This window comes from Hominibacterium faecale, assembly GCF_020734085.1.
Classification (GTDB): Bacteria; Bacillota; Clostridia; order Peptostreptococcales; family Anaerovoracaceae; genus Hominibacterium; species Hominibacterium faecale.
Genome location: NZ_JAJAGH010000021.1, coordinates 1 through 13,252 on the forward strand (window position 1 = coordinate 1; position 13,252 = coordinate 13,252).

The following is a 13,252-nucleotide window of genomic DNA, read 5'->3' on the forward strand; positions in this document are numbered from 1 at the left end:
GGCGTCGTATCCGAGATCATCGAGTAATTAAAGATTGATATTAAAAAAGACCACCGGTTATCGGCGGTCTTTTTTTGGCCTGGGCCGGCCGGGAGGGGGCGGCCGCAGACCGGCTGGGTGGCATCGTGGTGTGGCACATGCCCAAGGGCGAAAGTATCAGACCGAAGGGCTACACGCGCAAATTTTGATCGTTTTTCATGGCCAGCCAGCCTGCAGATGGTTTGCCAGCAGTGGAGCTATCAAAATTCCGCTCGCTTTTATTCAATTTTGATAGTTTTCCGATGGGCTGGTCCCTGCGCTCGCCAAAAAAGTATTGAAAGAGAAGCTCTTTTTCTGAATCCCGATATTCTTCCAGGAGGTGAATAGCCCGTTAAGACGAAATGTATCCAAACCGGTCAGGATATCTGGATAAATGTGTTTATACTGATACTTGCGCGTTGCTGACAGGCTCCCCAAGTATCCCACTCTTCCCGAGCTTCCCCTGCGGAATGAGAAGGAAAAAATTCAATAGGGAATAGACGATGTATAAGTTATTCATAATATGCATACAGAACTGTTCTGCAGCGATAGGAAAAATACGAACTATTCGAACGATTTATTTGCAAAGAAAACATTGTTAAAAAATTTGCAAATCCTTGCAATTACTGAGGTTCAAGTTTTTTTGTGTATTTTGTATAATTTTTAGTACATCCTTGACATTTATATTTTATTGCGGTAAAGTATAACGTATATTGTGAAAAAATATAATAGTGGTACTATTGTTTGGAGGGAAAAATGACACACAGAAGAATGAAGACAATGGACGGCAATACAGCTGCGGCACATGTTTCGTACGCATTTACAGATGTTGCCTCCATCTATCCGATTACACCATCATCTACCATGGCAGAAGTCGTAGATGAATGGGCAGCTTACGGGAGAAAGAATATCTTTGGACAGACTGTAAAAGTTGCGGAAATGCAGTCCGAGGCCGGAGCGGCCGGAGCAGTACACGGCTCTTTGGCGGCAGGCGCTCTGTCGACTACATTTACTGCATCGCAGGGTCTGCTGCTGATGATTCCTAATATGTATAAAATCGCGGGTGAACTGCTGCCGGGCGTGTTCCATGTTGCGGCAAGAAGCGTATCCACCCATGCTCTTTGTATCTTCGGCGACCATTCCGACGTTATGGCCTGCCGTCAGACGGGATTTGCCATGCTGGCTTCCGGATCCGTACAGGAAGTTATGGATTTAGGCGGTATTGCGCACCTTGCTTCTATTAAAGGTAGAGTACCGTTCCTGCATTTCTTTGACGGATTTAGAACTTCCCACGAGATACAGAAAATTGAAGTTTTCGCATATGATGACTTTAAGAAACTGGTTGATTGGGATGCAGTTCAGGAATTCAGAGAAAGAGCCCTCAATCCGGAACATCCAGTAATCAGAGGTACGGCCCAAAATCCGGATATTTTCTTCCAGGGAAGAGAGGCTGCTAATAAATTTTATGAGCGCATTCCGGAAATCGTAGTAGAGTATATGGATAAGGTCAGTGATCTAACCGGGAGAAGCTACAAGCCTTTTGACTATGTAGGAGCACCGGACGCTGAGAACGTTGTGGTAGCTATGGGTTCTGTATGTGAAACCATTGAAGAAACTATGAACAAGCTGATTTCAGAAGGCCACAGAGTAGGATTGATTAAAGTAAGACTCTACAGACCTTTTGTTAAGAAATATTTTATGGACGTTCTTCCAAAGTCTGTAGAAAGAATTGCTGTTTTAGATAGAACCAAAGAGCCGGGCGCTCTCGGTGAGCCGCTTTACCAGGATGTTAAGACCATGCTTTACGGTGAAAGAAACGCACCGGAAGTATACGGCGGCAGATACGGCCTGGGATCCAAGGATACAACTCCTGGGATGGTTCACGCCATTTATGACAATCTGTATCATAAAAAGCCAAAGAATCATTTTACCATTGGTATCGAGGACGATGTGACAGGAACATCGCTGCCGTACACAGAAGGAATTGCCAGAGAACCGGAAGGCACCATCAAATGTAAATTCTGGGGATTGGGTTCCGATGGTACGGTTGGCGCCAACAAGACAGCCATCAAGATTATCGGTGATAAAACAAACCTTTATGCCCAGGGATATTTTGCTTATGACTCCAAGAAGTCCGGCGGCGTTACCATCTCCCATCTGAGATTTGGTGAGCATCCGATTCAGTCTACATATTTGATCAATCAGGCGGATTTTGTAGCTTGCCATAATCAGGCGTATCTGAGACAGTACGATATGCTCAAAGACCTGAAAAAGGGAGGCACTTTCCTGCTCAACTGTATGTATTCGGAAAAAGAAATCGCTGAAAAGCTCCCGGCAAAGGTAAAAAGAGACCTGGCAAAAAAGAATATCAACTTCTATATCATAGATGCCTGGAAGATTGCAGGCGAAGTAGGACTGGGAAGCAGAATCAACATGGTCATGCAGGCGGCTTTCTTCAAGCTGGCGGAAGTAATGCCGGTTGATGAAGCGATCAAATACCTGAAAGAAGGAATTGACAAGACCTACAAAAAGAAGGGACAGAATATCGTTGATATGAACTGCAAGGCAGTCGATATGGGCGTTGCTGCGATCAAGAAGATCAACGTTCCCGAAGGCTGGGCCCACGCGGAAGATCCAAAAGAAAAATATGAAGAACTGCCTGAATTTATTGAAGAAATTTTGATCCCAATGAACAAGCAGGAAGGCGATGATCTGCCGGTCAGCGCATTTGACGGCATTGAAGACGGTACATTCCCGTCCGGTACGGCCGCTTATGAAAAGCGCGGCGTAGCGATTATGCTGCCGGAATGGGATGCAGAAAAATGTATTCAGTGCAACCAGTGTTCCTTTGTCTGCCCCCATGCTGCTATCAGACCAATGCTTCTCGACGAAGAAGAAAAGGCTGCAGCGCCATTTGGATTTATTACAGCGGAAGCCAAGGGCAAAGGTCTGGAAGGTCTCCAGTACAGAATGCAGGTTTCACCGCTGGATTGCTTAGGCTGCGGAAACTGTGCGGATATTTGTCCGTCCAAGGAAAAGGCTCTGGTTATGAAGCCTTTCTCAGAGGAAATCAAGGAAACGGAAAACTGGAATTATGGTATCGATATTCCGAGAAAAGACAAGCGAGTTTCTCCTGACACCGTTAAGGGAAGCCAGTTCGCAAAACCATATATTGAATTCTCCGGCGCTTGCGCAGGCTGCGGCGAGACGCCGTATATCAAGCTGGCGACTCAGCTCTTTGGAGACAGAATGCTGATTGCCAATGCAACGGGATGTTCCTCTATTTGGGGTGCGTCCGCTCCGTCCACGCCTTATTGCAAGGATGAGAACGGCAGAGGTCCTGCATGGGCCAACTCCCTGTTTGAGGACAATGCGGAATACGGCTATGGTATGGCGCTGGCCTCCAAGCAACACAGAGAAAAGATCGAGCATAACATGAAAGCCCTGCTGGAGCTGGATGTTGACGAAAACTTGAAAGAGGCCATGGAAGAATGGCTGGAATTCAAGGAAGACGGTAAAGAATCCAGAGAAAAGAGTGATAAAGTCGTTGCAGCGATTGAACATATGAAAACGACAGATAACGTTGTCAGAGCGCTTTGTGACAGAATCATGGATTTGAAAGATTATCTGGTTAAGAAATCCATCTGGGCTCTGGGCGGCGACGGCTGGGCGTACGATATCGGTTACGGAGGTCTGGACCATGTGCTGGCTTCCGGCGAAAACATCAATATTCTGGTATTTGATACCGAAGTTTACTCCAACACAGGCGGCCAGGCGTCAAAAGCGACACCGGCTGCAGCGATTGCTAAATTTGCTGCCTCCGGAAAGAGAATTAAGAAGAAGGATCTGGGTATGATGGCTATGTCCTATGGCTATGTTTATGTAGCACAGGTTGGCATGGGTGCAGACAAAAATCAGCTGATGAAAGCCATGATCGAAGCGGAGGCCTATGACGGCCCATCCTTGATTATCGCTTACGCGCCATGTATTAACCACGGCCTGAAGAAGGGCATGGGAAAATCTCAGGAAAATATCAAGGATGCAGTGGAAGCCGGATACTGGCATCTGTACAGGTACAATCCTGAACTGAAGGCAAAAGGCAAGAATCCGTTTATTCTGGATTCAAAAGAACCAAATGCAAGCTTTAAAGACTTTATCATGGGTCAGGTTCGTTACTCCTCACTCGCTAAGGAATTCCCTGAAATCGCAGATAAACTGTTTACGATGACGGAGGAAGATGCCAAGGAAAGATATGACGGCTACAAACAGCTGGCGGAGAGGAAATAAATTTGTAGTATAAGGGATTAAATTCCTTTCTACACAATAATACCAGTGAAGAAACCGTGCATATGTTGCGGTTTCTTTGCTTTGGGGGATTAAGGCAGGCGAAAAAAGGGGGCCCGAAGGGCCCTCTTTTGGTTAGATTAATAAAAGGTGAAAAGCAAAATGATCGCTCCAGCTTGTTTTGGTCTAAGTTTGCGATGATTTTTCATCTTTACAGGGCAAACTTTGCCAGAACCTCATAAATAATTTTGGCCCCGGCCCAGGAGGTAATCTGGTTGACCGTATCCAGAGACGGGGAAATTTCCACCAGGTCCATGGCAGTGATGGGCAGCCGGTCCATCAACTGGTTGATGAGTTCCATCAGCTCCCTCGATGACAAGCCGCCCGCTTCCGGCGTTCCGGTGCCTGGCGCATAGGCCGGATCCAGCACATCGATATCCAGGGTCAGATAGATGGCATCATAGCCTTTGAAGTGCGCAATGATCTGCTCGATCGCTTCCTGATAGCCGTTTTTGAAGATATCCTGGGCTTTGATCAGCAGAAGTTCAGGATGGGCTTGATAAAAATCCAGCTCTTCGCTTTCATAAGAGCGGATTCCAATTTGCGCCAGATCCCGCGGCGCGATTTGCTCATCCACCACCCGCTTCAAAGGACAGGCATGGGACCAGCGGCTGTCCTCATATTCGTTGCAAAGATCGGGATGGGAATCAAAATGGATAAATCCGATTTTTCTGCCGGCATTATATTGGGCGTAAGCCTTTGCCAGGGGAATGGTGACAGAATGGTCGCCGCCGATGAATATGCAGAACTTGCCTGATTCCATCAGCTTGAGAGCCTGATGCTCCACCTGTTCGAAAAATTTTCCCCAATCCAGAGAAAACTCCACATCTCCCTCATCATAAACCCTTACCTCAGGAAAGCGAGTCCCGGCGCTGTTGACAGGCGGCAGGACCTTCGTGCAGTTTCGAATCACATCCGGCGCCAGCGCAGCGCCCTTGCCCACGCTGGCCGCTCCATCAAAAGGAATACCCAGGACACAGACGTCGGCCTGGTTGATGTTCGTCGTATAAATTTCCCGCCAATACGGAATGTTCATAATTTCTACCTCCAAAATATCTTTGTTTGACATAAGTATATGGGTATTATATGATAGAAAAAACATCAATAAGTAGTAGAAATCTGGATTTCTCTAGTAGGAAAGTATTAGAAAGAAAGCGAAAAAATATGCTGAACACAAAAGAATGGGAATTGCTCAACGATCTGGTTGCCGAGCTCTATGGCATTGGTAATGCTGCGGCCATGAGAAAGGCCTTTTTGACGCGGCTGATGGCTTTGATTCAATTTGATCTGGCAGATTTTAATTTGGCGAAAGATGACCGGCCTTCCCGGCATCCCCTGACTGACCCGGTGGTGGTCAGCATTTTTGATAAGGAAAAGGAAGAGGCGTTTTTAAGGGAGTATGAGACCAAGTATTACGAGATTGACTACGTGAGCTGGCTGTTTGCCTATCACGAATCTCTCGCATATCGGGAGTCGGATTTGATTGACGCCAAGATTCGAAAGGGCTCCCAGTTCTATAGGGAATACCTGTCAAAGTTTGATTTGAGCAGCGTGGCCGGGGTGGTGGTCATCAGCGCCGGCCGGCTGATGGGAGCTGTGACCCTGTACAAAAGCGAACGTAAGGGTGATTTTTCCCAAAGAGATCTTTATATTCTGGAAAGGCTGCTTCCCCATCTGCAGAATGTGCTCAATTCGGATAAGGAAAAACATAGTAAAGATAAGGAAGCGGTTGACCGATTGCTCAAGTACCACTACGGTATAACTACCAAGGAACGAGCGGTCATTGAGCTGATCTGCCAGGGGCTTTCTACCGAAGAAATCGCCCGCCGGCGCCACGTCTCGCCCAATACGGTCAAGTGCCATATTTCCAATATCTTTAACAAAACAGAAGTCAAATCCCGGACGCAGCTGATCTCTCTTTTCCTGCGGAAAGGATTTCTTGAATATCTGGGGCGCTCATAAATCGATTATGATTTGTTTGGCAACGCCCAGAATGGTGATTTCCTGGGCATCAAATTCTTTTTCAGTGATAACAACAGGTAAATAACCGCTGTTCTCAGGGGTCAGGATCACGTGTTCGCCCATCTTGTTGAACCGGCGCAGTTGAATGGCAGAATCCATCATACAGGCGATGATCTGCTGATTTTTTATATGCTGGCTTCGCTTGATTAAAACGCGGGCCCCGGCAGGGATGTGAGCGCCGATCATGCTGTCGTCTTCAGCCAAAAAATAAAACGTGTCCTGTTCTTTGCCGGAGTCCTCCTGGCGCGTCCTTGGAACATCGTATCCCATCAGCCAGGCCTCAGAAACACCCAAAGCCTGAGCCAGCTTATATAAATTTTGTTGCTTCGGTTTAAATGCACCGCTGAGGTATTGGCTCATTGCGCTTTTGCCGATGCCGGTTTTTTGGCAAAGCTCAGTCTGCCGAATCGCTTTTTCGTCGATGGCCGCCTTCAGCCGTTTCGAAAAATCAACTTTTTCTACCATGTATACACCCACTTTCAAATACTTCTTTATTATAATATTCTTTGCCCAAAACATCAACTTTTAGCCGATAATATCACGGAATGTTTACACGGGTCCATAACCTGCGCCAAATCAGTGACATCAAAAAATGCGGGAACATGGAGCAAGAAACGATTGACTTTTCCTGAGGGCATAGTATAATTGGTTTAGATAAACTAAACTACGGATAAAGAAGTGTACGGTTATGACTTGTGTTTTTGACTATTCCAAAATTATAAGCGGAGTTTACGCAAAGGGTCTGTCCTATGGAGACGTAGCCAGAACCCTGGGCATTTCCGAGCGTGCGTACTCGTTAAAGATGAGTAACCGGGCGGAATTCACACAACAAGAAATTGATGTACTGGCGATTGATATTCTTGAAATCCCGCCGGAACGCATACCGGAATATTTTTTTACTCCGTTGGTTTAGAAAAACTAAACAACTATAAAACGTAACTTAAAGGAGGATGAACTTATGAAGAAGAAGCTGATTGCCGCAGTAGTGTCCCTTACTATGGCGGTGACAATGTTTCCGTCGTTAGCGTTCGCAGGGACGGCTTCGAAAGATGCTCCGGCGCCGGCCGGCGTTGAGCAGACGGATGAGGCCCAGCTTACGAAAGCAAAAGAAGATGCTAAGGATGATCTGAAGTATTATTGGGGAAATAGCGGTGAGAAACACAGCGATTTTGATGACGAAGGCAGAGCAGCAATTGATCAAATCCGGTCTGAAGGCAATGCCGCCATCGATGAGGCTGTGACAACAGATGCAGTTGACGAGGCCCTTAATGCAGCCAAAGGAAAGATCGATCAGGTTAAAACCAAAGAAGATAAATTTGACGAAGCCAAAGAAGCGGCAACCGATGCGCTGACCGGCTATTGGGGAACCAATGGAGAAGAAGCGGCAAAGGAAGCGGATTATGATACTACTGTTAAGGGCGAAGTTGAAACGCTCAGAACCAATGCGCTGGACGCAATTAGTAACGCCACATTTGCAGGCGGCTCTACGGCAGCGGATATCATCAAGCTCCAGGAAGAAGCGATTGCAGCCATAGATGCCAAGGACACGATTGCAGAGCATAAAGCTGCGGTTAAGGAGGAGATCGATTCCTATTTCCCGGAAAAGGCAGCGAACGGCCTGGATGATTACGACCAGGACGAGCAGACTGCGGTCACAGAGGCCAAGGAGGCTGCAAAGACCGAAGTAGATGGAAAAGCTGTAAACGCGGAGATGGATGGGGTATATACGACTCTCCAGTCTACAATCGATGCCATCAAGACAACCGCTGAAAAAAGTTTGGCAAGCGAGCAGGAGAAAGCTGCAAAAGAACTGGACGCATACTTCCCGGAAGGCGTTGCCAGTATCGATGATTATGCGTCTGACCAGCAGACAGCAGTAACAGATGCAAAGAACGATGGAAAAACAGCCATTAACAATGCGGATTCCATGGAAGCGGTGGCAGCTGCTTTGGCAGAGGCAAAAGAGGCTATCGATAAGATTCCCACAAGCAAGGCTCTGGACGATCAGACAAAAGCGCTGATTGAGAAGATCAATGCCATTGGAGACGTTAGAATTGGCGACTACAATGAAAAATACGATGCTTTACTGGAAGCGGAAGAACTCTATTCCCAGCTCAATGCTGCAGGAGTAGAGGATGATGCGATTACAAACCTGAAGGTGCTGACAGATGCAAGAACGGCTTATGACGGTTTCAAAGCATCTGAAGTAGTTGGGCTGATCAAAGATCTGGGTACCATTGATGCTGACAACTATGTAACCAAAAAGGCACAGCTGGAAACCACAGAAGCAGAATTTAACAAAATTTCTTCGGCAGCGTCATCAAGTGTTACAAACGCTAATAATTTGACAACAGCCAGATCCGATTATGACACAGCGGCCAAGGCGGTGACCGATTTTGAAACAAAGGTAACAGAGGAGCTCGGCGAGTTAGAACCAGTTGCTTATACAAATAAAACTGTGGTTGAAGAGGTTAAAACCGCATACGAAGCTCTTTCAGAAATGCAGCAGGGCCAGGTGTCTGCTGAGATCATGGCTCTTTACAACGGAGCAGTAACCGTCATCACCGATTTTGATACGGCCATTGACCATGTAAAAGAACTGATCAAAAATCTTCCGGCTCCAATCACCGGAAGCGTAGCCGACAAACAGGCGCTGAGTGAGGCCAGAAGCGCTTATAACAATCTGCTGGATGAAGATGCCCAGGCAGACGTCGATACGTTTGGCGACCTGCAGACAGCGGAAGCTGCTTATGTTGATGCACTGATCGATGCAATTGGAGATACCGATGCCATTACAAACGAGGTGCTGGCAAATACAGAGGCGGCAAGAACTGCTTACGATGAGCTGAAAGAACTGGATACGGATGCGGCAGACAAAGTAAGCAATGGCGATACATTAGAGGCAGCAGAAGCAGCCATTAAAGACTATCAGGAAGCAATCGGCCAGGCAGCCTTCAACGAAGCAGAAGCGGCTTTCAAAGCTGTTCAAGCAGTGGAAGAAGTAACCGACGAAAATGCAGAGGCTGTGGAGACAGCTATCGAGGCATATAATCAGCTCCATATCGCTGATGCGGAAACGGCAGAAAAGACCTTTAAAGAACGATATGATGAGCTGGGCGCTTTGATGCAGGCCTATGCGGATCAGAAAGCTGCGGCAGAAAAAGAAAAAGCAGATACACAGAAACTGATGTACGCTTCTGTAACCGTAGCGGATCAGATTTACACCGGAAGTGCCATCGAGCCAGCCGTAAGCGTTAAGGATAAAGCTGGAAACGCAGTAACTGCTGACAACTATGATCTGTTCTTTAAGGACAATGGCAGTGTGGGCACTGCGTCTGTAACAGTTGTTGCCAAAAATAACAGCGCCTATACAGGCAGCAAGACCGTGAACTTTAAGATCGTAGCCAGATCGATATCCGGTGCCTCCGTATCAGGAATTTCCGACAAGACTTATACAGGCAAGGCCATCACCCAGCCTGTGAATGTGACTGCTGCCGGAAGAACACTGGCTGCAGGAACGGAGTACACGGTAGCTTACAGCGGCAACAAAGCGATCGGCAAAGCAACGGTAACCATCACAGCCAGAGGAAATTACTCCGGTTCCATCAGCAAAACCTTCACAATCAAACCGGCAAAAGGAGCGATCAAGAGCCTGAAAGCCGGCAAGAAAAAGATGACCGTTAAGGTGAAAGCTCAGTCCGGAGCCAAATATCAGATTGCGTATAAAGTAAAAGGCGCTAAGAAGTATAAGACTGTGAAAGTAAGCGGCACATCCAAGACCATCAAGAAATTGAAGAAAGGCAAGACTTACACCGTAAAAGTACGCGCTTATAAGGCAATTGACGGCAAAACTTACTATGGCGCTTACAGCAAGACGAAGAAGGTAAGAGTGAAATAGCAAGCTGCATGCAACACCATAAATAGTACAAAACAAAAGAAGGGCACAGCTTGAAGAATTCATTTAGGAAGTTATGAAAACAGGTAGATTCCCAGTGACGGCTTCAAGCTGGCTCAAACAGAAAAATGACCATACAAGAGCAGTAAAAACGCTCAAGTATGGTCATTTTCTATGGCATTCTGATACTGAGGCTTGGATCTGCTTTTCATCTACGAAAGACTGCACTATTACCCAGGAATAAAAAAACAAAGAAACGATTGACAGCCTTAGAAAGATGTGGTAAGTTATAACTAACCGAAAAACAAGCAACATAGATCAGCAGGTGCATAGGCAGCTGCTTTAGAAAGCAAGGGGGAATCGATTATGAATTTAAAAGATGCCAGCACAGGAGAAACTTATATTGTCAGAGATGTTCAGACTAATGATGAAGAAATGTCGTCGTTTCTTTTTACACTAGGATGTTACAGCGGCGAGCCCATCACCGTCATATCCCATCTGGGAGGAGGATGTGTGGTTTCCATTAAGGACGGACGATATAATTTCGATAACAGTCTCGCACAAGCGATTTTAATATAGCGATTGGAATCACTATTTTTTATAATACAGGAAATATCGATTGCGTAGCATTTCCTGTATTTCAAAAAAGTTCACCTTGTGAAAGTGAGCGCGAAGCGCGAATAACGTTTCCAAAGGGAATTTTTTTTATGAGATACAGTTAGTTGAGAATAACCAAAATGATAAACAAGGAGGTATAAAATGAGAATTGCTTTAGCAGGCAACCCAAACAGCGGTAAAACGACTATGTACAATGCGCTGACGGGGAAAAGCGAACGGGTAGGTAACTGGGCCGGGGTGACAGTAGGAAAGAAGGAAACGCCCATCAAAAAGGAATTTTGCGGCAAAGGACCGGAATTGATTGCGGTTGATTTGCCGGGCGCCTATTCCATGTCTCCCTTTACGCCCGAAGAAAGTATTACAAGCGGGTATGTCAGGGACGAACATCCGGATGTCATCGTCAATATTGTGGATGGAACAAATCTGAGCCGCAGCCTGTTCTTCACAACGCAGCTGCTGGAGCTGGGAGTTCCTGTAGTAGTGGCCTTAAACAAGAGCGATATCAATGAAAAACAAAAGACAAAAATCGATGTGGATCTTTTGTCGAAGAAATTAGGATGTCCTGTCATAAAAACTGTTTCCACATCTTCGGCAGATACAGGGTTGATGGAGGTCGTAAAAGCGGCACAGGCCCTTAAAGGCAAGGGACAGAACGCTCCTTACATCCAGGCCGAGATTGACCTTCGCGACAAAGCTCAGGTAGAAGCAGAAGACAGAAAGCGTTACGCTTTCGTAAATCGGATCGTTAAAGAGGTCGAAACGCGCCAGGTGCTGACAAAGGAAAGAACGTGGCAAGATAAGGTTGATGCGATTCTTACAAATAAGGTCGCAGGTATCGTCATCTTCGCGGCAGTGATGTGGACCGTGTTTTATATCTCTCAGACATGGCTTGGACCATTGATTGCAGACTGGCTTGTGGGCTGGATCGAAACTTTCCAGGGATTTGTGGCGGGTCTTCTGGAAAACAGCGCGCCGATTCTGCAGGCACTGCTGGCAGACGGTATCGTAGGCGGCGTAGGGGCGGTCGTGGGATTCCTTCCCCTGGTTATGGTTATGTACTTCCTGATTGCACTCCTGGAGGATTGCGGATATATGGCCCGTGTCAGCATCGTAATGGACCCGATTTTCAAGAGAGTGGGACTCTCCGGTAAATCCATCATTCCCATGATCATCGGCACCGGCTGCGCCATTCCGGGAATCATGGCGGCGCGAACCATCCGAGATGAGAGAGAACGAAGAGCTACGGCTATGCTGACGCCTTTCATGCCTTGCGGCGCCAAGCTGCCTGTCATCGCCCTCTTTGCCGGCGCCTTCTTTGCCGATGCTCCCTGGGTTGGGCCTACCATGTACTTCGTAGGCATCCTGTTGATTTTCTTATGGGCGCTGGTTGTAAAATACATCACCGGACACAGGTATAGGAAATCCTTTTTTATCATGGAACTTCCTGAATACAAAGGACCCAGCATCAAACGAGCGGCATTCTCCATGCTTGGACGTGCCAAAGCATATATTATCAAGGCGGCTACCATTATTCTGGTATGCAACGCAGTCGTTCAGATTATGCAGACCTTTAATTGGAGCTTCCAAGTAGTAGAAGAGGGAATGGAGGATACTTCCATTCTGGCAACTATAGCTTCTCCTTTTGCTGTACTGCTGATTCCTCTGGGATTTGGCGTTTGGCAGCTGGCGGCGGCAGCGATAACTGGTTTCATCGCAAAAGAAAATGTTGTCGGTACTTTGGCTGTTGTTTATGGCGTTACCAACTTTATTGATACCGATGAGCTGGCCTTGACAGGCGGTGCAACCGAAGTGGCGGCAATCTTTGGCCTGACATCTGCAGCTGCACTGGCCTACCTGATGTTCAATCTTTATACGCCTCCTTGCTTTGCCGCCATCGGCGCTATGAATGCGGAAATGCAGAATAAGAAATGGCTGTGGGCCGGAATCGGCCTCCAGTTTGGAACAGGCTATACAGTAGCCTTCCTCATCTATCAGCTTGGCACGCTGGTTACCACGGGCAGCCTGGGAACCGGCTTCATACCGGGCCTCATTGCAATACTGGTAATGGCAGCGGTGGTCGTTACAATCGCTTTCAGGGCCAACAAGAAGTTTGATAAAGAATATTCTTTGCATAAACATGAAATGGGGGGAACAGCATGATAAATATAATCACTGCTCTGGTTATCCTAATTCTTGTAGGAGCCGCCATTACTTACATCGTCAGAGCTAAGAAAAAGGGCGCCAAATGTATTGGTTGTCCGGCCGCAGGAAGCTGCTCGGGAAATCATCACCGGGAAGATGCGCGTAAGTGCGGCTGTGCCCATACACAAAACAAATAACTTCAATTAGAAAAGA

At 46.9% G+C, this 13,252-nt stretch carries 9 protein-coding genes; 7 read left to right on the forward strand and 2 right to left on the reverse strand.

Annotation, left to right across the window (positions count from 1 at the left end; translation table 11 throughout):
• Nucleotides 1–774: 774 nt before the first annotated feature.
• On the forward strand, nt 775–4,305 hold the full coding sequence (nifJ, locus tag LG211_RS19470; protein WP_148399009.1) for a pyruvate:ferredoxin (flavodoxin) oxidoreductase: 3,531 nt from the start codon (nt 775–777) through the stop codon (nt 4,303–4,305).
• Nucleotides 4,306–4,513: 208 nt separating this feature from the next.
• Here nifJ and speB read toward each other — a convergent pair whose 3' ends face one another.
• Entirely contained in the window at nt 4,514–5,398 is an 885-nt protein-coding gene (speB, locus tag LG211_RS19475) for an agmatinase (RefSeq protein WP_269478266.1), read from the reverse strand.
• A gap of 128 nt (nt 5,399–5,526) precedes the next feature.
• Here speB and LG211_RS19480 point away from each other — a divergent pair, with 128 nt between their 5' ends.
• Nucleotides 5,527–6,324 carry a helix-turn-helix transcriptional regulator gene (locus LG211_RS19480; RefSeq protein ID WP_253020203.1) on the forward strand — a complete coding sequence of 266 codons (798 nt, stop codon included), beginning with the start codon at nt 5,527–5,529 and terminating at the stop codon, nt 6,322–6,324.
• On the opposite strand, the gene LG211_RS19485 is transcribed toward LG211_RS19480, so the two are convergent.
• Nucleotides 6,319–6,849 (reverse strand): LexA family transcriptional regulator, encoded by a 531-nt coding sequence (locus LG211_RS19485; RefSeq protein ID WP_253020202.1) that lies wholly within the window; start codon nt 6,847–6,849, stop codon nt 6,319–6,321. The genes LG211_RS19480 and LG211_RS19485 overlap by 6 nt on opposite strands.
• A 223-nt stretch (nt 6,850–7,072) precedes the next feature.
• Between LG211_RS19485 and LG211_RS19490 the strand changes: the two genes are divergently transcribed.
• The 5 genes from LG211_RS19490 to LG211_RS19510 all read left to right on the forward strand — a co-directional run bounded on the left by LG211_RS19490 (nt 7,073) and on the right by LG211_RS19510 (nt 13,236).
• Nucleotides 7,073–7,297, forward strand: coding sequence for a DUF739 family protein (locus LG211_RS19490; protein WP_148399073.1), 225 nt, complete (start codon nt 7,073–7,075; stop codon nt 7,295–7,297).
• A gap of 45 nt (nt 7,298–7,342) precedes the next feature.
• Nucleotides 7,343–10,282 carry an AAA family ATPase gene (locus LG211_RS19495; RefSeq protein WP_269478267.1) on the forward strand — a complete coding sequence of 980 codons (2,940 nt, stop codon included), beginning with the start codon at nt 7,343–7,345 and terminating at the stop codon, nt 10,280–10,282.
• A gap of 363 nt (nt 10,283–10,645) precedes the next feature.
• Nucleotides 10,646–10,858: a FeoA family protein gene (locus LG211_RS19500; RefSeq protein ID WP_148399069.1), complete on the forward strand. Its 213-nt coding sequence runs from the start codon at nt 10,646–10,648 to the stop codon at nt 10,856–10,858.
• Nucleotides 10,859–11,038: 180 nt separating this feature from the next.
• Nucleotides 11,039–13,057 carry a ferrous iron transporter B gene (gene feoB, locus LG211_RS19505; RefSeq protein WP_269478268.1) on the forward strand — a complete coding sequence of 673 codons (2,019 nt, stop codon included), beginning with the start codon at nt 11,039–11,041 and terminating at the stop codon, nt 13,055–13,057.
• Nucleotides 13,054–13,236 carry a FeoB-associated Cys-rich membrane protein gene (locus tag LG211_RS19510; RefSeq protein ID WP_148399067.1) on the forward strand — a complete coding sequence of 61 codons (183 nt, stop codon included), beginning with the start codon at nt 13,054–13,056 and terminating at the stop codon, nt 13,234–13,236. Before feoB ends, LG211_RS19510 begins: the two co-directional genes overlap by 4 nt.
• Nucleotides 13,237–13,252 lie beyond the last annotated feature (16 nt).